Source organism: Candidatus Omnitrophota bacterium, from assembly GCA_013791745.1.
In the GTDB taxonomy this organism is placed as follows: Bacteria; CG03; CG03; order CG03; family CG03; genus CG03.
On the sequence record VMTH01000160.1, the window covers coordinates 12,270 to 38,592 of the forward strand.

The window sequence follows — 26,323 nt, forward strand, 5'->3', positions numbered from 1 at the left end:
GTCATTGTCCAATTTCCTGTTTGCATTTTTCAATAATACGCAGCGACTGGGGGTGGGAAGGATCTATTTCAAGTATTTTTTCAAATTCTGTTATAGCCTGCGAATATTTTTTGGCCTGATAGAGCTTCAGCCCCTTGAAATACATCTGTTTCTTCAGTTTCTCGGCTTCTTCAGGCGTTAATTTTTTCTCCGCTTCCTCTGGTTTTTCTTCCCTCACCGGCGGAGCGTATTCCAGCCCCTCCGGTTTCCCCGACGGCGCGGTGAGAGTTATATAATCCTTTATCTTATCAAACTGCTTCTTGGTAAAACGCGGCACCTTCAGCAGATCCTCTTTGGCCGTAAACTGCCCGCTGTTATTTCTGTAATCCACAATCCTGACCGCTGTCACCTTTCCTATGCCCGGCAGCGCGTCAAAATCGGCGACTTCCGCCTTGTTGATATCGGTAAGCTCCACGGGCTTCTCTCCCGGCGCGGCCTGCACGACCGTGCGCGGCCGTTTCTTTTCCTTTTTGTAATATTCCGTCGGGGCCGCCGACTCCCTTTTCTCCCCCCATCTTAAAGACGCCGAAAAAACATGCTGATTGTCGAGCACTTCATGCGTCTGGAAAGCGTAGTCAAAATCTATACGGTTGAGAATTATGCCGAAACCGAAAGAAGCCCTCTGCGGTTCCGGCTGAACGCCGAATCTAATGCAGAAAGCCGGCACCACATTTATCTCTGCGCCGAGCTTGATAATATCCTCTTCCCTGTCGGCTGGCATATTCCAGTCAATGACCGTTATCAAACCCCTGAAAGGACGATAGCACAGGCTGCCGGTCAGATCCCTGTAGAGGGTTTCCGAAGCTATCTGGGGCCGGTTGAGGCCTCTTGAGAAAACGCCTATGGAAAGTTGTGTGGACACCACGCCCATCGCCCCCGCGTCAAAAGACAGCGCCGAAGCGCTGCCGCCGCCCTCTATTTGAAGGCCGAGGTTCCTGATATTATAACCGAAATAAGCGCCCGGAACGAGCATGAAACTGTGCGTGAAAATCAGTTCGCTTTCCTTATAGTATGACGCGCCGAAGGAAACATAGTTGAAAGCGAAGGATCCGGCCGTCTTTGTGGGGAGCATAAAACCCGCGCCGCTGTGTTTCATGTCGGCTTCGCCGTAAAGAGAGGTCTGCGAAAATGACAGCGCCGAGGCGCTCAAAAGATTAAGCCCGGCGGGATTGAAAAAAGGAGCGCTGTAATCATTGGCAAGCGAAGTGTAGGCGCCGCCCATGGCCGCGGGGCGCGCGTAAAGAGGCTTGTCCTCAAAAGCGGCGTAAACATTGACGAAGGCGGCAAAGAGCAAAAGAAAAAAGGGAAAAAGGGGACGATGAAAAAGGGGACGATGAAAAAGGGGACGATGGAAAGTGATTTTCCGAGAAAACCAATAATTCCTAAAAAATATTAAGGGCGTCCCAATATTCCTCATAGTTTCCGTCCTATCGCCACCACCGTCTGTTCTTTGACGACGCCGCCGGTGTCCTGATCGGCGACTTCCACCGAAATTATGTACATACCGCAGGGAAGAAACTGCTGATTGACGTCCCTGCCGTCCCAGATGTAATCGTAATGCTGGGCCAAAAATTCCTCACCCTTGACGATTGCCCTCACAAGGCGGCCCTTCGCGTCGTAGACGAGCACATTGACCCTCTGTTCCGTAACCGGAGCGCTCGGCAGATTGAAGACTATCCTGCACGATGAAGGTTTCCCCGCCGGAGTGGAATAGGGGAAAAACACTTTTAAAACATCGCCGGAATCGGGGTTAAAGGTTTTAAGGCCTATGGTTTTCAGATAAGCCGGCAACGGATCATATGAAAACCTGACGGTGTCCACATAAACATCATTGTTGTTGTTCACTGTTTCCTTGACGGCTATATACACCTTAGCCCTGACGGCATTGGCAGGGGCCGCCATTCCCGGGGATGAGACAGAATGCCAACCGTCAAAAGTGCTGAGATTCGTTCCCGATATCAGCCCTGTGTCTTTTCCCAGATCATTACCTGAGGCGTCATACCATTTGACATAAAGCTGTATATCCGTGTGCTCTATTTCGCCGGCGGCGGCCTCGCTGGCGACATAAAAATGCGCGCTGAGCGAAAAAGCGTAATCATCCGAAGGTGACAAACTTCCCGTGGCCGTAACAAGGTTTATGGTATCGCTGTTGAGCGTCCGGCCGCTGAAAGCCGTTGTCGGATCCTTGAATTTGCAGGAATAACCGCCGTCGTTGCTATAGTCGCTTGAGGCGGTGATGCTGGTTGAATTCGCGCTCCATCCCGTCAGAGTGCCGTTATTAAAATTCTGATTGGTCAGCGATATGCTCAGCGCCCACGCCAATGACACAAACAGCGCAAACGCCGCGCCCGCGACAACAAATTTTAATTTTTTATTTCCCATTTCTCCTCTTTTTTTATCTCTAAAAATAAAGTTTTCAAAACAACCGCCTCTTTTTTAGCCGCCGTCCAGATAATTTTCTCTTCTATACCAAAATAACCGTGGATCAGTTTATCCCTCAAACCGGCAATTTCTTTCCACGGCACTTTTTTGTGCCTTTGACGCAAATCCGCCGATATATTTTTAACGGCTTCCCCTATATTTTCAAACGCTTTAAACACAGCATACTGAGTCTTGTTATCCTTTTTAAAACCGGCATAATTGAGACCGTCTATAAACTTACGAATCCTAGCCAAATCTTCCAGGATGCTCCGTATAAAAAATCGATCGTCCTTCATAAGACCGGAATTGCCTCTTTCATAATAGCTCTCTTTAAAAACACGGGAACGCTGCCTTCGGTGACAATTTCCACTTTCATCCCGAACAACTTTTCAAGTTTAAGCTCCAGAGAAAGCAGTTCCAGCAGGCCTTTTGTCTTTTTAAATTTGACAAGAAGGTCAATATCGCTGCCGCGCTTATGGTCCCCGCGGGCGCGGGAACCAAAAACAGAAATCTTTCCTATATCATTTTCGCGGCAAATTTCCCTCATTATTATCGCCTTATCCGCGCTTAGTTTTAACCCCGCGGCAGAGCGTTTGTTTTTCAATTTTATCCCCACCTATGCCCTCGCCTTTTCGATTCTCGGCGGCAGCTTGATGCCTTTCATGTCAAAAAAACCCGCCACTATGGCTCCCGCGAAATAAATGACCCACAGATATGTGCCGTATCCGGTCACCAGCGCCGCGAAGCCCGCCACCACCATGGAACAGGCGAATATTATGAGCGACACTTCCAGAAAATACCATTTCTTAGTCATCATGTTATAAATGGAATCCGGCGGGTAATTGTGCCTTTTGTGTCTGACAATTCCCGCCGCGAAAAGACAGAAACCCACTGGGGATATCCCCTGCACAAAAAGATGTATCAGCACGAGCTCAAGGCGCCTGGGGCCTTCCATAAACCATTGCGCGTCGTAAAGAGTGATGAAAGAATTCTGCGCGATTATTTTTGAGCCGTCAACCGCGGCTATGTTTATGAGCACGAATATCAGTCCCATAAAAGCGGCCACGATAAAAACGGCGGCCTGCACGATTTTCGGCACCTTCTTGTCTTCCGATGTCCAGTTGAAGATGGCCACAAGCAGCGACGGGGCGAACAGCGCTATCATCAGAAACTGCCTCACGCAGTTCACCGCGAGCGGCGAAGGATGAGGCCCTATAATATTCTGCAGGGGCCTTGAAAGAAGCCACAGCCCCAGGGCGACATAAGCGTAGAAGGTCCCCTTTATGGTCAGCTCGCCCATGATGAGCGTGCGGCCGCGGTTGCTCTTTTTTATCTCATAAGCCATAGCGAAATAAACAAGGCCCGCTACCACCGGCAGCGCGAGGTTCAGAATTATCAGCATAAGCCCCTCAATCAACCCTTCTCAATACTCATCATCCGAAGCGCCGCCTCCCGATCCCGATTCCGAATCGTATTTGTCAGTGAGACTCTTCTCAACAACGCTTTTGAGCTTTTTGTCTTTGATCTCCACCTGGTTTATCCATGTGCCGCCGCCCTCGGGCGCGCGGGCGGGCCAGGAAACCCAGCCGCCCCATTTCCCTTCCATTATCTTGCATTCGATCTCGATCTTGTTGTTGAAAGTCATGGCGCAGAAAACCTTGAGCTTGCTGCCGCCGCGGGTGAAAGGAGAGTATTTTGACACCTTATACGATATCTGGCTTGAAGGTTTTGACGACGGCTCTTTTTTGACAATGGCGTCTGTCAACTCTTTTTCAAAAGCGGGGTCAAGGATCTTTATCTGCGGATAAACCTTGCCCCGTTTATTGACGTAGGCGGGAAAATCGAGCTTGGTGCGGCCGGCGATCTCCTTCACCTTTATTTCCGATATTTTTATGGCGTTGTTGAGCACGACCGACGCTATGGCTTTCGTCGTGCCGGCGCCGCTCACAGGCGTCACCTCCACCTCTGTCACCGTCAGCGGCAGGGATTTTCCGCCGGGGATTATTTCCGCCTCATAGGATGTTTCTTTCTCGTATTTTTCAATAACGCTTTTCTCTATCTTCTTCTTTATTTCGGGCTTGATGAGGTCAACCTGTTTGACCCATTTGCTCCCGGATTTAGTGGAGGGCCAGGAAACCCACGGGCCCTTGCTCCCCGTCATGACCTTGCACTCCACCTCCACCTCGTTATTGAATGTCACCGCGGAAAAGGCCTTCATGGACGATCTCTGCCCCTTGGGGTCATAGAGCGACATCTTTGACACCTTGTAGGAAAGCTTGCTGGATACGGAACCCGCGGGCTTGCCCATCTTTATGGCCGATATCACGCGGTCTTCCAGCGCCGAGTCTATGAATTTGACCTGCGGGAATATTTTTCCGCCTTTTGACACATATATCGGCGGTTTTATCTTGATCTGGTCGCCTCTCTTGAGAACGTCTATCCCCGAAATCTTAAGATACCCGTCCAGCACAACAGTGGCTTCCTTGCCATTTATGCTCACCTCTGTCACGCCCATGACGGCCGACGCTTTTGGCGCCGACGCCAGGACAAACATCAAGGCCAACATCAGTTTTATGGATCTTTTCATTTCTCCCCCTTATCTCACTCCAAATCTATCTCTTCGCCTTTGTCTTCCCAAAGAATCTCTTTTTTCTCGGCTTTCTGCGGCTTTTCGCGAATAACCTTTTCTCCGCGCCTGAGCTTCAGCTCAAGACGGTGCGACACAACGGAACTTATTCCCGACGGCACGCTGTAAGCGTAATTAAACGCGAGATTGTCCTCACCGAAAACCTTCATATTGATACCGAACCCGAAAGAAATTTCGTCGTTATTATAACCGGCTCTCATCGCCAGCTTCTGGGAAATCCTCCATTCAGAGCCGACACAGGTCGTTGTCTTATCCCCCCAGTCCTGAGCCCGTATATCCTGAGCGACGGCAAGAGTGAATTTTCCGTTTGTAAAATCCCCCGCGAAACGCATAATGGACGGCACCTCGTCCTTATCATATATCCCTATATCCGCCGGCAGCATGTTCTGATAAGTGATCGCGGCGTTGAGCGTCCGCGAGAGAGCGGCCCTCATTCCTATGTCCGCGGTGAGAGCCGAAGCGCCCCACGCGGAATCAAAAGTCTTGTCTCCCAGCGACATCGTCCTGTCGTCGGGGAAATATTCGTGAGAGAGCTGTTTGAGAGTGACGCCCGTCTGAAAACGCTCCGACACCCTGTATGACAGAGCCGCGGAGAGAGATGTTTCCTGATAGAGCTTATCTTTGCTGTCTCCAGCCGCGAACTGGGTGTAGCTGATCCCGAAAACGCCTTTCGTATAAACGGGGATCGCGAAAGAAAGCGCCGTCGTGTTGAAATCCACATTCAGCAGGCCCGAGAAAGGGTTGTGGTAATAAACCGACAACTCCGGATTGCTTATATTTTTCAAACCCGCGGGATTATAGAATATGAGGTCGGGGCTGCCGTACATCGTGGAATATGCCCCGCCCATCGCCGCGCCGCGCGCCGACAGGCCCGTGTCAAAAAACGCCGCGAAAGAACGCGATGTCAAAACTGACAGACAGCAGACAGCGATGACTAAAATCAATCCTGCCGCAGAAGCGCTGTTCCTGTTTGTTATTTTGCTATTCATCATTTTACCACGATTATCACGCCGGTCGCTTTCGCTCCGCCGGCGCCGAATGACTCATAAATATAAGCGCCGCTCTCAACCATCTGCGAGGCCGGCACCGCTGCGGATGTTTCCCTGTCCGCGCCGTACCACACTATGGGGGATGTCGCCGGAGCGCTTGTTGTCAAAGTGACAACTTCTCTTCCCCTCGGGTCATATATTTTCACTCTCACCGCCTCATCAAAATTAATTCCGCCAGGAATTCTGGCAGTCAGAAATCTCTGAACGGGTTTTATGCCGTCAGCTTTTGTCGCAAAAAGAGCAAACCTCGACAAGTGCGGAAATTTGAAAGTCAAAGTGTTAGCGGAAGTATCCATATCACCGCCTATAAAACGCCACACATGGTTTCTCTCGTCAAGGAAATAAGCTTTAAGCCTCGCCTCCGCCACGCCAGCAAGGGTTCCATTCTCAAGATCCACCGCTCCGTCATTGTTCAGGTCAAGATAAAGCAGCGTTATTGAAACAGGATTCGCGAATGCCACATCCATGTCATAACCGGAAGCGTCCTTGGCGTCTATGTCCCAGCAGATAACCGGCATCCCGCCGTTTATGGAAACATCCACCCTCTCATCATCCAAACCCTTCGGGAAAGAATACGACGCCGCGGCAGCGAGGGGAATAACCGTCTGGGTTATTTTCAAACCGGACGGCGTTGTCCCGTCAACGGCTCCCATGTATATGCTCACCGCTCCGTCCAAATCATTGCCGTCCGGCAGGGCAAATGTAGAACCCTGATCCCATTCCGTGGAACTGCTCCGGCTTACTGAAACCTGGATATTTTCCGTTTCAAATTTTCTACCGCTGCCCTCGTATTTTATCTGATAATAGAAATTTGAGCTGCCTATAAAGGATACCGGGATTGTGACATCCGCGCTTTTAGGAGTAGCTGTCCATCCCACTGTAAAATCGGAATTTGTTAATATCGCCGTTGCCCGGGCGACTCCTGTCCTGAAATACTCAACTTCCAGTGTATCCACTGACTGCGCGGCGTTGAGTTCAAAAGAAAAGCTCATATCATTTCCGATCATGCAAATTTCACGCGGAAAGGGAACGGGCGACACAATAACGGGGATTGCATAGTTAAGAACTGTTATTTGACAGTAATCCGCACTTGTGTTGGCCGCTTTATCAACCGCCCACACTCTGTAGTAATATGTGGTTCCCTCTGTCAAATCATTGCTTGTCCAGGACAAACTTGTCGTGCTGCCGAGAGCGACAAACGCGCCAATGTCGCCCACCCTCCGGCTGACATTATAATAATCAATATCCAGCGGTCCCGCAAGCCAGAAAATCGTCGCCGTTGTGGAAGATGTTCTGATCCATGCAATATCGGCCGCGACCGGCGCGTCCGGAACAACATCTATAACAGTCAAAGTTTCTAAATTGCTTTCGGCTGAGGGATTTCCCGCCTCATCCTCCGTTTTCAAAAGAAAATAATAAAGTTCACCCGGATAAAGCCCCATTAATTTATGTGAGCACAAAGTGCCCGGCGCGATACTCGTGGACGCGTAATATTCATACTCCATTGAAGCCCACACCGAGGTAACAGATGAATATCTTATCCGGAATAAACCGTCTATTATGTTCCCTATTGTGCCGTCGTCGCCGGGAGCGGTCCATGTGAGAAGGACATTGCCTTCCTCATCTTTGTCAAAAGGAGAACCCAAATTCACAGCGTTCAAATCAGCGACAGCGGCGGGGGATGTGGAGTCGTTCCGTATTCCTTTTGTCGGCCTTGAAAAACGCCAGTCATCTATGGCATTTCCCGTATTATCGCTGTCATACGAATTTTCATCCCGCGCCAGAGAATAACCGACAGCGCCCTGCGACCAGTCAACCATATTGGTGTTGGCAATGTAAGACAAAGCCGAAGGGTGATTAGCGGGCTCCGAAATGGGCGACCACTGATGAGCCCAGTAGCATTCCACATAAGTGTCGTCCCAGCTTTCCGGACTAAGCGACACCGCTCTATCGGAATAAAGAACGGCGTCAACGACATTTCTATCGCTATCGGCAAGAATAACAGCCCCTTCGGCATCGTTAAACTGCGCGTAATCAAGATAGAGATCGTAATAACCGTTGCCGTTGGTATCAGCCGGCGGCGTTTCATCCGTGCCGCTTGAGCCGAAATTCATAACCACATAGGAATCAGGCGGCAGAAAATAGTATGTTGTCGGAATTATTTTTATCGGCTTGAAATAATCCTGTCCCGATGATTTTAAGTAGTGCAGATAGACTATCCAGCCGCTCAAATTCACAGTGCCGCCGCTGGCATTGTAAAACTCAATCCAATCCTTGCCCTCCGCGTTTATCGGCGAAATTTCGTTAATAACAACAGGCGAACCTGTTATATCCGTGGCAACCGCGCCAGTCTGCCCACCTGTTGAAAGAGGCCCCTTATTGCCCTGTTCATCCTCCGCCCTTACCGCTATGTAATATTTCTCGCCCGGTTTAAACTCTCCTATGATGTGATCCTGCTGCGTGCTTGTTGACCCCGGAATCCAGAAAATGTCCGCTGTGGATTCTTTGTCGAATTCCAGCCTCATTCTGTCTTTCGCGTTTTCCTTAGAAGCGTAAGTAATGAGCGTTGCCGCCTTGAAATCCGATTCCGTGACGATAGGATATTCGCTGTACCTCGCGTCGTAGGAACTAACCTCGCCTCCGGCCAAACCGTCGTCGCCTACATTTGAAAAAATTATTCTCAGACTTCCTCTGTACGGTCCGGGCGTGACGAAAAGATCTGCTATCTGGCCGGGCGCGGTCACATCTATCGCCGCGGTCAGGAAATTAGCGCTGCCCTGCGTTTGAGCTTCGGCAATGGACCACTCATTTCTGGAAGGATTCGTGCCGTCGGTGGAATTACCGTCCCTGGCGATTGAATAGCCCTTTATGCCGAATTTCCACGAAACGCAGTAATCCTCAACCGCGCTGTCATTCTTGCCGTCGGCCTCCACGCCGAACCACTGGCCCGATAAAACCGCCGTATTGTATTCCAGCCGGCCGTTTTTGGCGGGCGAAAGTTTGAAAGCGTATTCGGATTTTCCGGGATAACCCACAAGATCGCCCACCCATTCATTAGTACTGCCTTCTTTATCGGCGACGCACACGGCGTCAATAATAGTTTCGGCCGCGAAAGGATTCCTCAGAGTTATCATAATGTCCGCGGGAGAAGTCGGACCGGAAGGAATCCCCCCCACATCGGCGTAAAAATCGCGATAACCGTTACCGTTTATGTCTCCGCTGACATCGTCTTCGTCGGCCAAAGAAGAATTGAAGTGAAGAACAATATAAGTCCTGCTTTGAAAAGTAAAATCGGGAAAAGTTTTAAAGAGAGAATTGTTTATATACACTTTCCATGTTTTGATATTCACGGTGCTCGAAGAGTTGTAAAACTCTATCCAGTCATTATCAGATGATTCGGACGGGGCCACCTCGTTTATCCTGACGAGGGAACCGACAAAACCCTCTTTCGCTCTGGCGAAAGCCTGCGTGCCGGATGCGATCTGTCCCGCGCAATTTTCATCTATTGCCGACATATTTCCGCTGGCGTCTATGGTCTTCAGCGCGAACCAGTAAGTGACGCCCGGCCGCAGATTCAGTGTTTTTTGCTGCGTGGCGCCCACCGGCGATACCGTCCAGTATTCCGGCATCTGGTCATACACGGTTGATAACAGCCACCATTCGGCCGCGCCGGTCGTGACAGGAACCGTGGCAAAGATCACTTCATAGCTCGCGCCCGTTATATTATCATACAAAGTACCATCATCGCCCGGAGCCGTCCAGCTCAGGATTATCTCGCCCGGATTGCTTCCGGCAGCCGCGCTCAAGTCGGTTATTGCCGCGGGAGGCACGGTGTCAACAAAGGCCGCAATGCCGTCAGCATATAAGTCATTATTGTTACCCACGCTTTCTTTGACCTGAATTGAGAACACGGCACTGGCCGCGTTTGAGGGCGCGATAACATCCATATATTTGAGTTCCCATGCGCCGAAAGCGCTCAGAGTAATTTCCGATGATGTGGATGAAGACAGGAAAACCCCGGCGTTATCCCGCCAGCTCACATGAATAAGTATTTGAGTATTTCCCACCGAGCCGCCGTTATTGTCAAGATAAAAATACCCCCCGACAGTGTAAGTGGAACCTCCTGTTGCGGAAGCGGCCGAAGAATTAAGCTCCCGCCCCGAATAAGCTGTTGTCGGATCGTTAAATTTGCAGGAATAAGTGCCGAATTTTTTATAAGAATCCGATTGAGTAATGCTTGTGCTCGCCGAATTCCAGCCCACAAGGGCAGGACTCAGCTCAAATCCGGCGTTCGCTATTCTCAGAAGATTATTATATCCCTTGGAATACGCCCTGTTTTTGTTGTCGGCGTAATCGCTCTCATTCCAGCCGCCCCAGATCGGATCGCCCGGAACGCCGTTATCTTTCGCTTTTATCGCGAAATACCAAGTCGTCCCGGGTGCTAGCCCGCTCACGACGCGGCTTCCGGAAAGCCCCTCCACGGAACCGGGGACTATCGGCGTCCAGCTCTGCGTATACGTATAAATGTTCGCGGAATCAAAGTTGGCGGAAGTGATCTGATTCTGTGAATATTTCACAAGATAACCATCGGCGGTTCCGCCTCCTGCCCCGTCGTCACCCGGCGCCGTCCAGACAAGATTAACCGTTCCTATCACAGAACCTGTCAAAGCCGTCAAATCGTCTATATCCGCCGGCGGGATAGGATCCGACGGCGCCTTAAAAGCCGTAGCGTGCGCCTGTGTCGTTGACGATAACGAAAGCGTATCTGTCTCAGACACATTGAATGACGAATCATAAGTGACTATCGCGAAATAATAAGTCACACCAGCTGTTAAAGAACCGATAGTGGCTGACACCGTTTCTCCGGGATCTTCAGCAACCATCTGTAAATCAATATATCCCTGATTTGAGGTATTCGTCCACCATGTTGCCGTGTCCCCGTCAACGACAAAATCAACCGACCAGCCGATGATGTAAAAGCCGCCGGTATTACTGCCAGTTGTCCCGTCGCTTCCCGGAGCTGTCCAAGTCAGATCCACCTCACCGTTGCCCGAACCTGTCAGTGCCGACAAATTAGTAATCGCCCCGGGAGCCACATTATCATATACCAGTTCCACATCATCCACATATGCGTGGTTATTATTGTCCACAGATTCCTTCGCTTCAATTTCAACCGCAACTCTCACCGCTCCGGCTGGAGCTGTAGCTCCAAAACTTATCTGTTCCCAGGTATTGAAAGCCGCGAGTGTTATATTGCCCGAAGCATCCGTCGGCAATAATGCGCCTGTGTTATCATACCAGCGCACATTTATCTGGAATTGAGCTTCGCTTATCGCCCCTGCGATCTGTTCAACATAAGCCCAGGCTGAAGCCAGATAATAATTCCCTGCCATTACGCTTGGTGTAGAGGACACAATGCCCCTGTATGAATAAGCACTTGCAAGAGTAACAAATTTACAGGACTTTGCGCCGGAGTGTACAACAGTATTTTCTATTAAAATGCTGCCGGCCGTGCCGTCTTTAGTCCACGAGGAAAAATCGTTTTCAAAACTGTAATTACGGTCATAAAGCAAACTGCTCGTGTTAGGCGACCAGCCCGGCGGGGGCGGGGCGGGAGCGGCGGTTGAGGCGTAAGCTTTCGCCTGCGTTACGCTTGAGGTCGACTTCGCTCCATAGACAGAATCATTGCCGCTGGAATCGTATGCCTCTATTGAAAAATAATAAGTTGTTCCCGCCGTCAGGCCCGTTATCGTCGCTGTTTCCGGTTTACCCACAGCCGCCGTGGCTCCGGTGCTTCGTATTATAATATTTGCCGACTGCCACCATGAGGTGACATTTTCAGTATATGCGGCTACGCTGTAAGTCGCCATTGCTATAAGGTAATGGCCTCCCGAAAGATTATTAAGAGTGCCGTCGTCGCCCGGCGCGGTCCAGGTCAGATCCACTTCGCCGCTGTTCGTTCCCGTCGCCGCCGCCAAATCCGTCACCTGCCCGGGATCAGTTGTATCGGGAGCGGAATAAACCGAGTTCGCTGACCGGGGCGTGCCGTTTATGACAACAGCCCCCGAATCCAAACCATTCTTTGTTATGGTATCGTTATTAGCCCAATTCGCCGCGCTGTTTCCGGAAACCGTCGGGTCTATCCTTTCCATTGTTTTTTTCGGAACTGTGTTGGAACCCGCAAACCAAGCGACCGCAGAGCAGTCAACCGAATCTATTAATGTATCAGTGTTATCGTAAAGCTTGAGACTGTCTGCGGGGGGGCCATTTACTAATCCTATGCCTATTACAATATCCGCCACTACATCCGTTGCTAACTCTTGATCTTCTATAAGGTAGTAGCTGCCCGACGCAATAGACCCTGCTAAATCATACTTGGTCACATCGTCATCCATTATATACCAGCCCGTAAGATCAATAGCGCCAGCTGTATTATTGTAAAGTTCAATCCACTCATCGTTAGCATTTGTATCAGTTCCCATCCATGCTATTTCATTTATTACAACGCTACCCGCTCCTGCCACAGCAGCCGTGGCTGTCAGTGTTGTGATCGCCGTGTCAAAGGCGGTCATTACTTCGTCGCCGTTATAGGCCCACACGCGGAAATAATAAGATGTGTTTCCGCTCAAACCCGTGACAGCCGTCGTGTTCGCCGTCAGGCCGCTCGCGAAAGCGACGGGCGTTGATACATTGGAACTGAAATCATTCTTTGTGGAATACGAAAGGCCGTAGTTGGTATAACCCGGATTGCTGTTTATAGCCCATGTTATCGTCACGCTCGACTGAAAAACACCCGAAAAATATGTGCCTGTTGACGGATTTGCCAGCGTCCATGTCGTGGCCGCAGACGAAAGAGCGCTTTCACCCGCCGAATTGCTTGAAACAATTACCCTGTAATAAGAAGTGTTGATTGTAAGATTTGTTTCCGTCCATTCCAGCACATCGGCGGCAAGCTCCTTGCGTATGGAAGAAGTATTCGTAGCATATTTTATTCTGTAGCCCGTTTCGCCGTCAACATCAGCCCATGTCCACTTTATCGTCGTGGATGACAGCCCCGCGCCAGCCCATGAACCCGGAATCGCGGGAGGCGTTATATAAGGAAAGGCGCTCACATAAGCGTAAGCGCTTGAAAAAACAGTGCTGAAAAGCCCGTTCGCGGCATCATCCCCCCAGTCATAAGTGGTGATTCTGTAATAATATGTGTTGAAATTAATCAGCGGACTCGTCGAGGGATATGTGCTATATCCGGCAGACACATTTGAGGAAAAAATAATACTGCTGAAATCCCCGACAGGATACGTCCCGAATGACGAAACCTCCACGATGTAATGGTCAATATCAAACGCCGACGGTTCCGTCCAGCTAACAGTTAATTGTCCATCGGCGGGTGTTGAGTTCACGGCGCTGACGATATCCGGTTTCAGGTCGCAGGCGGGAGCCGTGCTTTTCGTGTTAAAGGCGCCGTAATTCCAGACAGAAGTATTGGAAGCGTCGTCCGTCACCGTCACGGCGAAATAATACGTCGTCCCCGGATAAAGCCCTGTCATCGTATAACTGTGTTCCGACCACTCCGTTGTATAAGCCGTTGATTTCACAATCTTGTACAAAGTGTAAGGCGACTGCGATACAGCGCTCAAAGCCGCCGTATCCGTGAGCGTGTATGTGGCGGCGTAAATAGTAAGCGACCCGCTCGTAATATCACCGCTCGTCCCGTCGTCGCCCGGCGCCGTCCAGACAAGGTTCACTTTACCGTCGGCGTCACCCATTAGCGCCGTCAGATTACTTATCCCGCAGGGCGGAATGTTATCTGCCACAACTGCTTCTATAAATTCCGCATCATCGATATAAATATCGTTGTCATTCCCGCCTGTCTCTTTTCCGCTTATCAAAAACCTTGCCTGCGTAGCGGTTGCGGGAGCGGTAATAGTTGAAAATATCAACTTATTCCATACAGTAAATGTGGACAGCGTAAGGTCTCCCGATACCGGCTCTGACGACAATAAAACGTCGCTTGCGTCATACCATCTAATTCCCAGCTGAATCTGAGTCTCACTAATTACCCCGGCTACAAGACTGACATAAGCCCAAGCCCCGACATAATAACCTGTCCCGGCGGTCACAGTTACTGTTGAAGAAAGAACATACCTTCCCGTATAAGCAGTTGTCGGATTATCAAATTTGCAGGAACGGGTGCCCCTGACATTTACTTCATTACCATCAATAAGAGTGTTATTTGTAGCCCCTCCGCCATTTTCTTCCCAGCAGAGGTCATCTGCAAGAAGAGCGTCGCTTTCAAAACCGTAATGCCATCTGTTGTCAACTGTATTCGGAAGCAGATTTGCCGCGAAGACGGGAACAGAGAAAAGCAGCAGTGAAAGAATGGGGACGGTTCCAATTCTTTTCAGCAGTGTTTTGATTAAATTTTGCTTTTTCATTTTTTTAAAACTCTATATACTTCTTTCCTGAATTCCTTCACTATTTCCAGCGCTTCATCCGCGAGAATTTTGTTGACAAGGAAAACTTCTTCATAGTCAACCAGCAATCGTTTTTTTGAAAGCATGCTGAAATACCCGGAATATTTTCTATCCACTATGCCTGTTTTAACAAAATACAAAGCGAATTGATTTCCCGCCGCTTTATGGGACTTTACGACTATTCCCTTTGAAATCAGCAGAGCTTTTGCGAAATATAAATAAACATAATACGCTTTAGACAGGGAATCCTCAAAAAATTTCTGCTTGTACAAAACTTTACAAGCCAACAAACTTTTTTCAGCTTTTTTCAAAAAATTGCTGATGTTTTGATTTTTTAATTTCGTGTCCACAGCGCTTTGCCTTCTCTTTCTATTTCCCTTAAAAAAAGAGAACCCTTCCTGTAGCAATTCTTAAATTCCCCTTCTGTGTAAGTTACGACGGATAAATCCACATAATATTTTTCAAGTATTTCAGCAATTATAGCATAAATGGCTAAATCCGCCTTCTTTCTGTTTCTTACAATTGCCAGCATATCTATATCCGAACCCCTTTTACAGTCGCCCCTTGCTTTTGAGCCGAATAAAGTCACGCTTTTGACCTCACTACCGGCTTTTGTGTTCAATGTATTTTTAAATTCATTCAAAGCGGCAATCTCTTTTTTATTAAATATTTTTTTATTTTTCAAAATCCCATCTTCCCCTTCGGTTTCAAAGGCGGCGGCAATAACAGCTTTTTTAATGCTTGGAAAATAACCGCTATTTTTTTATCATGCTCACCGTATTTTCTTTCCAGGGCATCTACCTTTCTCAATAATTCGCTGTGACTGAGGGCCAATTGTTTTAACTTCGAAAACACCCGCATTATGCTGATATTTACCAATATTGCTCTTTCACTATTAAGCACGCCTGAAAGCATAGCTACGCCCTGCTCTGTAAAAGCAAACACATTGGGAGCGTGTTTTATTTTGGAACTTATCACAAATTGTGATAAGTTCCTGATTTCATCTCGCGTGAGAGAAAACATAAAATCCCCAGGAAATCTCTTTATGTTGCGCCTTACAGCCTGATTCAATACTCTTGTTTCCACACCGTACAATTCCGCAAGGTCTCTGTCCAGCATAATCTTTTCCCTTCTGATAAGATAAATCTTTTTCGCTATAATTTCAACCGGCACTAAATTACTCATAGAAAACGCCTCCGTGAAATTAAGGCAGTAGAGGCAAAAATAAAAGCATTGCCCGCTTTTTTGGCTGTTTCAATGGCAAACAAAGGTCTGGATATCTTTATAGGCATTGTTGAATTATAACAAAAATCCGCTGATCAGCGCAAGCTCACGCATAGGGGGGACACAGGGACGCGGATTATTTTTTTTCCCAGGTTTTTTTTATGAGCCTTTCAAAAATTTTCACGATCTCCGGGTCAAATTGCGTGCCGGATGCTTTTTTTATCATTTCAAGCGCGGCCTTCGGCGAATAAATGCGGCTGTATGACCTTTCGGAAATAAGAGACTGATAAACATCCGCCACGGCTATGATCCTGGAACCCATAGGGATGTCCGTGCCCTTTAATCCTGTGGGATAACCTTTGCCGTTCCACCACTCATGATGATGCAGGATGAGCGGCACAATGGCGCTAAGCCCGTGCACACCCTTTAGTATGTCGGCGCCTATCTGAGAATGTCTTTTTATCTCGTTGAATTCCGCCTCGCTCAGGGGTCCCTTTTTCTTGAGGAGATTCCCGCTTATCCCTATTTTCCCGAGGTCGTGGAGTATGGCCGCCTGCCTGAGGTCTTCTCTTTCTCTGGATGAGAGCTCCAGCGCGCCGGCTATCATAGTGGCGTAATAAACGGTTTCCTCAACATGCTCACCCGTGTAAAGGTCCTTGAATTTTATGGTTTTCGCGAAAGCGAATATGGCTTCCACGAGGCCCTGGCTGGATCTTTTGCTCAATTTCTGTATGGTCGACTGAAGATCTTTTATGTTAACCGTTTTGCTGGAAGCTTCCTTTATTATGGACGGCCTGTCTTCGGCCTCCGCCGCGCTGTAGACCCTGTTACCGCCGTCCTCTTTGGCCTTCATCATTATGCTGTCGGCGAGATCTATCAGCGCCATCCCCTTAGACACATCGTCTTCCGGGTAAGCGGCGGCGCCTATGCTCACCTTGATCTTTATTTTCTGCTCCGTCCATCCGAAATAATAAACGGCCAGTTTTCCAAGGATCCTCTGCGCGAGAGAAAAGGCGGTTTTGCGCGAGGCGCCGGGAAGGATTATCACGAACTCTTCCCCGCCGAACCTGGCCACAACATCATATTTCCGCACCTCGCCCTGAAGGACTTCAGCGAATTCCTTGAGTATCATATCTCCGTATTTATGCCCGTACACGTCATTGATGGATTTGAAATAATCTATATCGAGCATCAAAATACCCAGCGGGCGAAGGATTCTTTTGGCCCTGAAAAATTCCGATTCAACGGTCTGCGCCATATATCTGTGATTGAAAAGGCCCGTGTGAGAATCCACCAGCGCCATCCTCTGAAGGCTGTGATTGCTTTTGAGCAGCTGCTCGTTCACCGCCTCAAGTTTGGCCGTCGCGGCCTTTTTCTCCGTGATATCCACAATGGCCGACACCAGCACATCGGCGGCGCCGGCTTTCATCCTGTTGAGAATGACATTGGCGAAGAATTTCTTCCCTCTGATTTTTTTGTACAGCCACTCAAATGTACAGTCTCCGTTTTTGAGAGCCTGCGCGATGAATTTATCCGCGGCCTCGGAAGACAGCGCGCCGTCCGGCTGTTTTTTTGGCGACAGATCATAGAAAGAACAGTTCGTGAATTTTTTGAGGCTCCCGCAGCCGAACATTTTAAGCGCCTCTCTGTTGCCGCTTATAAACCGGCCGTCCGCAGAGAGAATGATGAGGGCACAGCCGGAAGAATTATAAATCGTCTCAAAAAGAGATTCGTTAAAGATCGCCTTATTTTTTTTCATTAGCCTCGGCGGTATTTTTAATATTGTCCATTATGCGCAGAACCAGACGGAGGGCGTTGAGCCCGTGACGGCCCGACACGAGGGGTGATCTCCCTTCTCTCACGCAAGTTATAAAATCACGGAGCTCTTCGGCGAGAGGCTCGGTTTTCCTTATGCGGGGGCGCTTCACCTCGATGTCTTTTATGCTCTCAACCTGATCTTTTTTCTTGCGGTAAACCGTGAATTTCTGCTTGCCGTAATCCAGCGAAATATACCTGTCCGACTCAAAAACCCTTATTTTTCTTTCCGCCTTATAGGATATGCGCGAGGCCGTGACGGTGGCCACACAACCGTTCTCAAACTGTATGCGGCAATTGGCGATGTCCTCTTTTTTTGACAGCACAGCGGCCGCGGTGGAATCTATCTTCACCACTTTTGACCTGACAAAGCTGAGTATTATGTCTATGTCGTGTATCATCAGATCCATCACAACACCTATATCCAGCGACCTCTGCGGATAGGGCGATATCCTTATAACCTCTATGTATCTCGGGTTGTTGATATATTCCCGCGCGGCTATGACGGCGCCGTTAAAACGCTCCACATGCCCGACCTGCAGTATCACATTTTTGGAATCCGCGATATTCACCAGTGAGAGCGCCTCGTCGGGATCGGCGGTTATGGGTTTTTCCACGAGCGCGTGCACGCCGTTTTCCAGAAACTTTTTTGCCACCTCGTAATGATGCACCGTGGGAGTGGCGATGTTGACGGCTTCCACTTTTCCTATGAGTTCCTCGGGATTCGGGAAAAAACGCGTTCCGTATTTTTCGGCTATTTTGCGGCCGGCCTTCTCATCCGTGTCGGAGACGCCCACCAGCTCCACGCCTTCCATTAAGGAGTAAAGCCGGGCGTGATGCTGGCCGAGATGGCCCACGCCGACAACCGCGGTTTTAATGACCCTGTCGTTTCCCATGGTTTCGCATTGTACAAAAAAAGCCGCCCGCGGCAAAGCCGCGGCATAAAAAATCTATATATTCCCCGAAAAGTAGCTTTAGAGCGATATAGGAAAATTTAGGAGAAAAAATCGTTAAGAAATTTCGCGTGTCTGAGACTCTGCGTTAAGCAGGGGCGAGTTGCGGAATTTTAGATTATTTATCCGTTAAAAATTTTCCGTCTAGCGAAAAAGCTCTTTTCGGGGAAATGCGAAACTTCGCCTTATATGGCAGCAGCGAAAAATCGCTATGCCGAATGATTGAGTTTGTAGGCCAGCGCTATTTCCGCGCAGAGGAGCATTATGAAAAGCAGCAAGGCCATATCCGACAGGTTTTTGCCCCGCAGTATATGGGCGATCTCCGCTTCAGGGTTCTTTATGTCAAAAACATCAGACCCCTGAAAAAGTTTTTTTATTTCAGCGCTCGTCATGACGGAAAGATCGTTTTCCTCGCCGCGACCGAGATTAACCGCTATGCGGCCGGAGACGCCTTTACCCGACACATCATAAAGGCCCGGATCCTCAACGGGAACGCTGAGCCCCAAGCCGTCAGGCCCGGCTTTGACTTCAACCTCAATGCCTCCGAAACTCAGTGAGGCCCCCGCGGGAAGAGATATCCTCTCGCCCACAAAATAATTGCGCCGGAACTCTTTTCTCTCGTAAACAAAATACTCAAGAGACCTTAAAAAGAACGGGGGGAAACCCGCCACAACGGGAAGATTGGAAAAAGTCATATCCGCCGGCATCGAAAAAAGCATCACGGCGCCCTCACCGAAACGCACAGCGGAAGAAAGAGTTTCGCCTCCGGCTTTTATGAGCTCGAGCGCGTCTTCCCTGCATCTGACGGGAAAAAATTTTAAAACACTGAGTTTACCGTAATGCTCCTCGCCGAAATCATCGCCGGCCCAGGGCACATCAAGTGAAATACCCCCCTCTATCGCCTGCTCCTTTACGGGATATATACGGCCGGGGAGAAGATCCGCAAGCTGACTGTTCAACACCTGCGCGGAACTGTCATCGTCCGGGAACAGTATGAGCAGCCCGCCTTTGGCGACCCATGCGCGCAGCGCCCCGGACAAAGCGGACGAAATAGCGTTCGGCGCCGTAATAACCGCGGCGCGGGCCGCTTTTAGTTTTTCGCCGAACAGGGAGGAATCGGAAATCGCCTCGGCGCTGAAAAGCGAAGAACGCTCTATCATCTTCCTGATAAAGTAAGCGCCGTCTCTGTCGAGCGCCCCTCCACCGGCTCTCAGGACGGGGATGGAGGTTTTTTCCCTGTCCGGGCGGGAATAAAAAAACACATTGTCATCCGTCAGAACATCAGCGTTATCAAGCTCTACCCTGCCCGATAAATATTCTCCCGGCACCGTTATGGCCGCGGACACTCCGGATGCGGGAATGGTGTTGATCCGTTCCGTCCCGCTCCAGGCGCTGAGAGCATATTCCTCTTTCCCGCCGGGAAAGAGCGAGGGGAAAACAACAATGTGTTCGTCGTAGATCCCGCATGAGCGTACAAAAAAGTTTTTAGACGTTTCGCCCACACGCAGGCACAGGAGACGCGCATCGCGGGGAATGGCCGTTTCGCCCTTAAAAGAACCCGGCGAAAAATCCGATATAACAAATACCCGTTTTATGGTCCTGTTCTGCTCTAAAAATTTTGAGAGGCCATCTGAAAAACTCTCTGAAACGGCTGCCGGTTTTTTTTTCGCGAAAAGTGCGGCGGCGCCTTCCTCGCCCCTGCCCTCAAAAGAAAAACCTTTATTGAACACAAAAACCGAAGGGTTCTCTTCCCCGAGGGCTCTGACGATCTCCCCTGCCGTGCGGCAAGCGTCTTCCCACAGGGTGGAACCTCTATGCGCCCTGTTCATAGAATAGGAATGATCAGCGAAAACGGCCGCCGCACCCGGCGACGCGGCCTCTTTTTTTCCGAGCACAAAAGACGGCCCCGCGAAATACATGACAAGGAAAAACAGAGCCGCCGTCCTTATCAGGAGCAGGAGGATGCTCATAAGATTGAAATCGGTGGTTTTACTCAGGGCGTCTTTCTTGAGCAGGCGGATTGACGGAAAAACATATATCACCGCTTTTTTTCTGCTCAGAAGATGTATCAGCGCGGGGAGCGCCGCCAGCGGAAGATAATATAAAAACTCGCTCCGTAAAAATCTCAGCATCAGATAAAAGAGAAACCCGCCTTAAAGAGCCCTTCGGGGATCTCATCCTCGGGACGCGATGAGACAGTGAATCTGAAATATCCGCAGCCGCAATTTTTCAGGGAATTTTCAATCCCCGATACAAAATCGCTGAACTGGCGGCGGTAAGACGCGGCTGAACGGAGGGAATTTATCGTGACGCGTTCGCGCGTTTCGCTGTCCACAAAAGTGAATTTTCCGCCGGCGGGCAGCTCGCGCTCGGCGGGGTCTGTCACATGGAGCACCATGAAATTGTGCTTCTGTTTTATGAAAGTCCTGATACTCCTGATGATCCCGTCGCTGTCTGTGAGCATATCCGATATGAGGATAACAAGCGTTTTTCTTTTTATTTTAGCTCCGAGAAGATCCATAGCGGAAGCCACCGCCGTTCCTCCCGACGGCTCTATAGAAGCGATGGCGTTTAAGACACTGACCAGATTTCCCGCGGAGCGCGACGGGGGGAAATACTCGTCCACGCCGGTCGAAACCGCCGAAAAGGCCATGCTGTCGCCCCGCTTTGTTATAAGGTAAGCCAGCGTGCTGGCTATGATGCGGGCATAATCATATTTACTCATAGCGCCGGAAGCGAAATTCATTGATTCCGACCTGTCCAATATCAGGCAGGAACGCATGTTTGTTTCCTGTTCAAACTGCCTGACATAAAATCTTTCGCAGCGGGCGTAGACTTTCCAGTCAAGATGCCTTGTGTCGTCACCCTGCGCGTAAGGCCTGAAAGATGAGAATTCGGATGAACATCCTCTGAAGGGGGATGAATGGCTGCCGGCAACGGTGCCTTCGCTTATTTTTCTGCCGGCGAAGTTCATTCTGGAGATCTTCGCGATTATTTCGGGCCGCAGGAATTTACTTTTCAGCTTTGGGGAGGAGGTTTTCGGCATATTGTGCCCATTTAGTTCCCTGCGCTCTTCCTTTGATAACCTCTATGTAGGCGGCCGCCTGGTCAGGCTTGCCGGTAACGGTGAAGATCCGCGCCATTGAAAGATACACTTCCAGAGCGAGATGATGCCTGTCGTGAAGCTCAATAAATTCCTGATAAAAAGACATCGCCTCGTTAAATTGGCTGAGTGACTCTTTCGCTTTCCCCTGAGCGTAGATGATATTTGGCATTATTTCTTTTGCCGCAACGGGACGGGCTTCGGAATAAATCTTGAACGCGCCCTCATAATCCTCTTTAATAAACAGGGCGTCGCCCTTGATGTAGCGCGCGAGCGCGTGCGTTTTCGCGGAATGCTGTTGCTCCGATATTATCTTATCGCACAGGCCGAGAGCGAAATCGGGATTGGAGTAGATATTCGTTCCTGCCCTCAGGAGAGCGGAATAAGACGCGTCCCTGTTTTTCAGGTGCGCGGAAAGCAAAAGCCCCCCAAGTATAAGCACCGCGATGAACCCGAGCGCGAAAGAAAGCGCTTTCTGCGGCTTCTCTTTCACAAAACTTTCCGCTGCCGTCGCGAAAGAAACCAGAGGATCGCGCCTCACCTCTTTTTTTACCCACTGTCTTGCCATTTTAACCTCTCTTTACCCCGCCTATTTTATTAAGGACGTCCCCTTTTTCCCTTTATGGCAGGCCCTGGATTTTTGTCAGGTCCTGGAATATTATTCCGCTGCCCAGAACTTTGCCGCCGTCGCTTTTCATCAATATCGTGCCGTAACCCACTATGAGCTTTTCACCCGTGTTTTTCCTTGTGTTGAGTATAAGGCGGTTGCCGGTTTTGCCCGTCGTCATCACCTCTTTCAGCACACCGACCAGTTCGGACTGCATTTTGAAGGTATCCTCAACCCGCATATCCTGCACGCTTGAAACAAAACCCAGTATTTGAGCGGCAGCGGTATTGAATTCAAGTATTTTTCCGGCCTTGTTGATTGATATGAAACCTCCGGGTATGCCGTTGAGCACGCTTTTTATCATATTGTTTTTGTTGGTGAGTTCCGTAAAAAGAGCGATGTTCCTTATCACGATGGATATTATTCCGGCCAGTGCCTGCGTGAAATACATGTCGTCCTGGCTGAAATTGCCGGATCTTTTGTTGACGATTTCAAGCACGCCGATGGTTTTCATCCGCGATATCAGCGGAACGCAGATGATATTTCTCGTCTGGTAACCGGTCTTTCTGTCCACGGCATGCAAAAATTTGGGGTGGGAATAAGGGTCATTCAGCAATACGGCTTTGCCGGTGGAAAAAACCCAGCCGGCTATCCCCTCGTTCACGGGTATAACTTTGAGTTTCCGCAGGACTTCCTTTGCCGTGCCCTCAACCGCGTAGAATTTCAGATAATCATTATCCGCCGAGACTAAAAGCACCGACATCCCCTCCGCGCCTAATATTTCGCATGAGCGCTTCAAAATCTGCGAAAAGACTTCGTTTTCCTTCAGGGAAAAACTTATACGGGAGCACATCTCGTCAAGCGCTCTCAAATGTTTCTGAAGATCATTTTCCGCCATAATATTATTCCTCCCAATCTTCATTGATCACCAAATCTTATGCCCCTGGGGCGAATCGAACACCCGGCACGTAGTTTAGGAAACTACTGCTCTATCCACTGAGCTACAGGGGCTATAATTTAAATATCTTCGCGCTCTTCCTGCCGGAAAAAGTGTTGCGCAGGTCAAAAATCCGCTTTGAATTTTTGAGTATGAGATCATAATCAAAATGGCTGTGGTCGCAGGCTATGACAACCATGTCCGCTTTTTTAAGGATATCGGCGGAAAGTTTTTTAATTCTCTTCCCGGGCACATCCCCGTAGGTTATAAGATCGTCGTACCACACGACATTCGCGCCCATCTCATCAAGCTCGCTTATCAATTCCAGCGATGGCGATTCTCTCGTGTCGGACACGTCTTTTTTATACGCGGCGCCGAGGATGATTATTTTACTGCCTTTCACGGATCTTGAGAATCCGTTGAGTATCATCGCGAGCTTCATCACGGTGAAATGAGGCATGGCTCCGTTGATCTCCGAAGCGAGATCTATGAACCTCGTATAAAAATTCAAAGATTTCATCTTCCACGAAAGATAAAGAGGGTCTATGGGTATGCAGTGCCCTCCCAGTCCCGGCCCGGGATAAAAAGGCATAAAACCGTAGGGCTTGGTCTTGGCCATATCCACGATCTCCCACACGTCAAGGCCGAGGCGGTCCGATATCTGCGCCATCTCGTTTATGAGCCCTATGTTGACTGCCCTGAAAGTGTTCTCCAGGAGTTTCACCATTTCGGCGGCTTCAAGCGACGATGCCCTCACAATGTGCTCGATCGCGAGGCTGTAATAGGAAACGGCCTTGTCAAGAGACGCTTTGTTTATCCCTCCGATGACCTTGGGCGTGTTTTTCACATTCCACTTTTTGTTGGACGGGTCTATTCTTTCAGGAGAAAAAGCGAGAAAAAAATCCTTGCCCGCCTTGAAGTTTTTTCTCTCAAGGATGCCGCAGACGACTTCTCTTGTCGTGCCGGGATATGTCGTGGACTCCAGCACGACGACGGCGAGTTTTTTGATATGATCCTTTATTTTTTCGCAGGATGATATGATATATGAAATATCGGGGTCCTGGGTTTTTCTCAAAGGCGTCGGCACGCATATCGCTATACAGCCGCAGTCTTTGATGATGCTGAAATCAGTAGACACCGTCAGCAACCCCTTACGGTTGTGCTCTTTTATCTCGGAAGATTTGATATCGCCCACATAGCTGATGCCCTTTTTCAGCATAGAGACTTTCTCACCGGATATATCAACGCCGTATACATGAGCGCCTTTCTCGGCGAAAGCGCAGGCCAAGGGCAGCCCCACATAACCAAGTCCCACAACAGCTATTTTCATATGATTCCTCCGTTTACGGCTATATTCCGGTTATTGTAGCACTTTTTACAAAACTGACAAAATGTTTATTTCAGTTCGAAGCGGACATTGAGAATGCCCCACTGGTCTATCTGCGCCTCGTCCGCGCCCAGCGGCACGAAGAGCCACTTCTTAACGGTATCAACCGCCGAGCGGTCCAGCTCTTCCGAGCCGCTCGTCTTCTCAATAATAACGCGTTCAATGATACCGTCGGCGGACACCCAGAATTTCACCGTCGTCTCGCCTGAAATACCGGCCAGCTGAGCGGAGCGGGGATATTCGGGATAAATCCTCCTGAGCACCGCCCTGTTGGATATGGGTCCGGATATCTGGAAACTCTGACCCTCTTTTCCCTCAAAAAACGGGAGCATTTTATCGGGCAGCGGGGTTTCAATATCAGATTCTTCCTCAAAGGCGGATATGTCGGGACTTGACTCATCCCTGATTTCAGGCGCGGGCATGGACATATTCTTCTCGGGGGAGATCTTCGCCGCGGGCACCGGCTCACCCTCGCCGGGCGTCCATGTCCGCACGCGCTTTTCTGTCTTTTGCGCCCGGCGCCGCTGACGCTTCAGATCCTGAGGCACGGTGGACATTTCAGCGCTGAGCGAAACCTCCATAAAACGCATGGGCGCTTTTATGGCCAGATACGGCAGCGCAAGAAAAAAAGCGGCGTGAAGAAGTAGCGAATAGACGAGATCTCTCTTCATACCAGCGCCCTTGACCGGATCCGCCGTCATTATCAGAACCCGCCCTTGGGCTCCGTGGCTATAACCAGCCTTTCGGCGCCCGAAAGTTTCGCCATGTCCATCACCCGCACGACCATACCGTGCGGCACATCCCTGTCCGCCTTTATTATCGCCATCTTCTCCCTGGCCGCCGCAAGCGCTATGCTCAGCACCTGAGGCAGTTCTTCTATTGTCACCTTCGCGTCATTGACGAAAAGCGAGCCGGAAACGGAAATATCCACTATCACCGAGCGGCCCAGGTCTATTTCCGTTGACACCGCCTTGGGAAGGCGCAGCCGTATTCCCGGCTGAACAATAAAGGCGCTTGATAGCATGAAGAAAATAAGCAGAAGAAAAACAATATCCGCCATGGGCGTGGTGTCCGGCATCTGGAATTTTTTGCGGCGTCTCATTGCGCCCCGCCGGAGGTTTTTCTCACTTTTGACGCCCTGATGAGCTCATGCGTGGCAAAATCTATCTCGTTGACAAAACCGTCCACCCTGTTTTCAAAATACCTCACGGATATCACCGTCGGCACCGCTATCAGAAGTCCCGCAGCCGTTGTCAGGAGCGCCTGGGATATGCCGCTTGCCACTATCGCGGGAGAGGACGCTCCCGCCTGAGCGATGTTGTTAAAGGCCGCTATCATTCCCGTGACAGTGCCGGTGAAACCCACGAGCGTTGAAACGGAGGCTATCGTGGAAAGAGTGGAAAGATGCGCTTCCAGCCGCGGCATTTCTTTGAGCTCCTGAGACTGGAAAGCCTCTTCCATGACATCCGCGCCTTCGGAATAATAGGAAAGCCCGGATTTTATAACCGCGGCCAGCGGCCCGACTTTTTCTTCGCAGAGGGAAACAGCGCTCTCCGGAGAACCCGCCCTGATATATTTCAGGACGCCGCTTATGAGCGCCGGGCCGTCAATACGGCATGACTTGTAAAATCTCAATCTGTTGATTATGATCGCTATCGCCGCCACGG

General features: G+C 49.8%; 21 protein-coding genes and 1 tRNA gene. All 22 read right to left on the reverse strand.

Going from position 1 to position 26,323, the window contains the following annotated elements:
* Nucleotide 1: 1 nt before the first annotated feature.
* The 22 genes from FP827_07835 to FP827_07940 all read right to left on the reverse strand — a co-directional run bounded on the left by FP827_07835 (nt 2) and on the right by FP827_07940 (nt 26,321).
* Complete coding sequence (locus FP827_07835; protein ID MBA3052973.1) at nt 2–1,456, reverse strand: hypothetical protein; 1,455 nt, start codon at nt 1,454–1,456, stop codon at nt 2–4.
* A complete protein-coding gene (locus tag FP827_07840; protein ID MBA3052974.1) occupies nt 1,453–2,421 on the reverse strand; it encodes a hypothetical protein in 969 nt (322 codons plus the stop codon). The genes FP827_07835 and FP827_07840 overlap by 4 nt, the downstream gene beginning before the upstream one ends.
* Nucleotides 2,403–2,756 (reverse strand): DUF86 domain-containing protein, encoded by a 354-nt coding sequence (locus FP827_07845; protein MBA3052975.1) that lies wholly within the window; start codon nt 2,754–2,756, stop codon nt 2,403–2,405. Before FP827_07845 ends, FP827_07840 begins: the two co-directional genes overlap by 19 nt.
* The gene (locus FP827_07850) at nt 2,753–3,076 is read right to left on the reverse strand and encodes a nucleotidyltransferase domain-containing protein (protein MBA3052976.1); all 324 of its coding nucleotides are present in this window, start codon (nt 3,074–3,076) and stop codon (nt 2,753–2,755) included. The genes FP827_07845 and FP827_07850 overlap by 4 nt, the downstream gene beginning before the upstream one ends.
* A complete protein-coding gene (locus tag FP827_07855; GenBank protein MBA3052977.1) occupies nt 3,077–3,862 on the reverse strand; it encodes a hypothetical protein in 786 nt (261 codons plus the stop codon). It lies immediately after the preceding gene.
* Between the two features lie 21 nt (nt 3,863–3,883).
* Complete coding sequence (locus FP827_07860; GenBank protein ID MBA3052978.1) at nt 3,884–5,047, reverse strand: hypothetical protein; 1,164 nt, start codon at nt 5,045–5,047, stop codon at nt 3,884–3,886.
* A 14-nt stretch (nt 5,048–5,061) separates the two neighbouring features.
* Complete coding sequence (locus FP827_07865; protein ID MBA3052979.1) at nt 5,062–6,099, reverse strand: hypothetical protein; 1,038 nt, start codon at nt 6,097–6,099, stop codon at nt 5,062–5,064.
* Nucleotides 6,096–14,591 (reverse strand): hypothetical protein, encoded by an 8,496-nt coding sequence (locus FP827_07870; protein ID MBA3052980.1) that lies wholly within the window; start codon nt 14,589–14,591, stop codon nt 6,096–6,098. The genes FP827_07865 and FP827_07870 overlap by 4 nt, the downstream gene beginning before the upstream one ends.
* Nucleotides 14,588–15,037, reverse strand: coding sequence for a HEPN domain-containing protein (locus tag FP827_07875; GenBank protein ID MBA3052981.1), 450 nt, complete (start codon nt 15,035–15,037; stop codon nt 14,588–14,590). Before FP827_07875 ends, FP827_07870 begins: the two co-directional genes overlap by 4 nt.
* A complete protein-coding gene (locus FP827_07880; protein MBA3052982.1) occupies nt 14,965–15,369 on the reverse strand; it encodes a nucleotidyltransferase domain-containing protein in 405 nt (134 codons plus the stop codon). The genes FP827_07875 and FP827_07880 overlap by 73 nt, the downstream gene beginning before the upstream one ends.
* A complete protein-coding gene (locus FP827_07885; protein MBA3052983.1) occupies nt 15,312–15,815 on the reverse strand; it encodes an ORF6N domain-containing protein in 504 nt (167 codons plus the stop codon). Before FP827_07885 ends, FP827_07880 begins: the two co-directional genes overlap by 58 nt.
* A gap of 175 nt (nt 15,816–15,990) precedes the next feature.
* Nucleotides 15,991–17,613, reverse strand: a complete 1,623-nt coding sequence (locus FP827_07890) for a diguanylate cyclase (protein MBA3052984.1) — start codon at nt 17,611–17,613, stop codon at nt 15,991–15,993.
* The gene (locus FP827_07895) at nt 17,600–18,565 is read right to left on the reverse strand and encodes a Gfo/Idh/MocA family oxidoreductase (GenBank protein ID MBA3052985.1); all 966 of its coding nucleotides are present in this window, start codon (nt 18,563–18,565) and stop codon (nt 17,600–17,602) included. Before FP827_07895 ends, FP827_07890 begins: the two co-directional genes overlap by 14 nt.
* A 266-nt stretch (nt 18,566–18,831) precedes the next feature.
* Complete coding sequence (locus tag FP827_07900) at nt 18,832–20,754, reverse strand: hypothetical protein (GenBank protein MBA3052986.1); 1,923 nt, start codon at nt 20,752–20,754, stop codon at nt 18,832–18,834.
* Complete coding sequence (locus FP827_07905) at nt 20,754–21,668, reverse strand: DUF58 domain-containing protein (protein MBA3052987.1); 915 nt, start codon at nt 21,666–21,668, stop codon at nt 20,754–20,756. Before FP827_07905 ends, FP827_07900 begins: the two co-directional genes overlap by 1 nt.
* Nucleotides 21,634–22,293, reverse strand: a complete 660-nt coding sequence (locus FP827_07910) for a hypothetical protein (GenBank protein ID MBA3052988.1) — start codon at nt 22,291–22,293, stop codon at nt 21,634–21,636. The genes FP827_07905 and FP827_07910 overlap by 35 nt, the downstream gene beginning before the upstream one ends.
* 52 nt (nt 22,294–22,345) lie before the next feature.
* On the reverse strand, nt 22,346–23,254 hold the full coding sequence (locus tag FP827_07915; protein ID MBA3052989.1) for a GAF domain-containing protein: 909 nt from the start codon (nt 23,252–23,254) through the stop codon (nt 22,346–22,348).
* 16 nt (nt 23,255–23,270) lie between these two features.
* Nucleotides 23,271–23,343, reverse strand: a tRNA-Arg gene (locus FP827_07920).
* The gene (locus FP827_07925; GenBank protein ID MBA3052990.1) at nt 23,343–24,599 is read right to left on the reverse strand and encodes a nucleotide sugar dehydrogenase; all 1,257 of its coding nucleotides are present in this window, start codon (nt 24,597–24,599) and stop codon (nt 23,343–23,345) included. The genes FP827_07920 and FP827_07925 overlap by 1 nt, the downstream gene beginning before the upstream one ends.
* Nucleotides 24,600–24,664: 65 nt before the next feature.
* Nucleotides 24,665–25,357, reverse strand: a complete 693-nt coding sequence (locus tag FP827_07930) for a TonB family protein (GenBank protein MBA3052991.1) — start codon at nt 25,355–25,357, stop codon at nt 24,665–24,667.
* A 2-nt stretch (nt 25,358–25,359) separates the two neighbouring features.
* Nucleotides 25,360–25,758 carry a biopolymer transporter ExbD gene (locus tag FP827_07935; GenBank protein ID MBA3052992.1) on the reverse strand — a complete coding sequence of 133 codons (399 nt, stop codon included), beginning with the start codon at nt 25,756–25,758 and terminating at the stop codon, nt 25,360–25,362.
* Nucleotides 25,755–26,321 carry a MotA/TolQ/ExbB proton channel family protein gene (locus FP827_07940; GenBank protein MBA3052993.1) on the reverse strand — a complete coding sequence of 189 codons (567 nt, stop codon included), beginning with the start codon at nt 26,319–26,321 and terminating at the stop codon, nt 25,755–25,757. The genes FP827_07935 and FP827_07940 overlap by 4 nt, the downstream gene beginning before the upstream one ends.
* Nucleotides 26,322–26,323: the final 2 nt, after the last annotated feature.

What these genes read in the sequence shown, in the direction of transcription:
- FP827_07835 (MBA3052973.1), bottom strand. Translation starts at nt 1,456, where the DNA reads ATGAGGAATATTGGGACGCCCTTAATATTTTTTAGGAATTATTGGTTT.
- FP827_07840 (MBA3052974.1), bottom strand. Translation starts at nt 2,421, where the DNA reads ATGGGAAATAAAAAATTAAAATTTGTTGTCGCGGGCGCGGCGTTTGCG.
- FP827_07845 (MBA3052975.1), bottom strand. Translation starts at nt 2,756, where the DNA reads ATGAAGGACGATCGATTTTTTATACGGAGCATCCTGGAAGATTTGGCT.
- FP827_07855 (MBA3052977.1), bottom strand. Translation starts at nt 3,862, where the DNA reads ATGCTGATAATTCTGAACCTCGCGCTGCCGGTGGTAGCGGGCCTTGTT.
- FP827_07860 (MBA3052978.1), bottom strand. Translation starts at nt 5,047, where the DNA reads ATGAAAAGATCCATAAAACTGATGTTGGCCTTGATGTTTGTCCTGGCG.
- FP827_07865 (MBA3052979.1), bottom strand. Translation starts at nt 6,099, where the DNA reads ATGATGAATAGCAAAATAACAAACAGGAACAGCGCTTCTGCGGCAGGA.
- FP827_07870 (MBA3052980.1), bottom strand. Translation starts at nt 14,591, where the DNA reads ATGAAAAAGCAAAATTTAATCAAAACACTGCTGAAAAGAATTGGAACC.
- FP827_07885 (MBA3052983.1), bottom strand. Translation starts at nt 15,815, where the DNA reads ATGAGTAATTTAGTGCCGGTTGAAATTATAGCGAAAAAGATTTATCTT.
- FP827_07890 (MBA3052984.1), bottom strand. Translation starts at nt 17,613, where the DNA reads ATGAAAAAAAATAAGGCGATCTTTAACGAATCTCTTTTTGAGACGATT.
- FP827_07895 (MBA3052985.1), bottom strand. Translation starts at nt 18,565, where the DNA reads ATGGGAAACGACAGGGTCATTAAAACCGCGGTTGTCGGCGTGGGCCAT.
- FP827_07900 (MBA3052986.1), bottom strand. Translation starts at nt 20,754, where the DNA reads ATGCTGAGATTTTTACGGAGCGAGTTTTTATATTATCTTCCGCTGGCG.
- FP827_07905 (MBA3052987.1), bottom strand. Translation starts at nt 21,668, where the DNA reads ATGCCGAAAACCTCCTCCCCAAAGCTGAAAAGTAAATTCCTGCGGCCC.
- FP827_07910 (MBA3052988.1), bottom strand. Translation starts at nt 22,293, where the DNA reads ATGGCAAGACAGTGGGTAAAAAAAGAGGTGAGGCGCGATCCTCTGGTT.
- FP827_07915 (MBA3052989.1), bottom strand. Translation starts at nt 23,254, where the DNA reads ATGAAGATTGGGAGGAATAATATTATGGCGGAAAATGATCTTCAGAAA.
- FP827_07925 (MBA3052990.1), bottom strand. Translation starts at nt 24,599, where the DNA reads ATGAAAATAGCTGTTGTGGGACTTGGTTATGTGGGGCTGCCCTTGGCC.
- FP827_07930 (MBA3052991.1), bottom strand. Translation starts at nt 25,357, where the DNA reads ATGACGGCGGATCCGGTCAAGGGCGCTGGTATGAAGAGAGATCTCGTC.
- FP827_07935 (MBA3052992.1), bottom strand. Translation starts at nt 25,758, where the DNA reads ATGAGACGCCGCAAAAAATTCCAGATGCCGGACACCACGCCCATGGCG.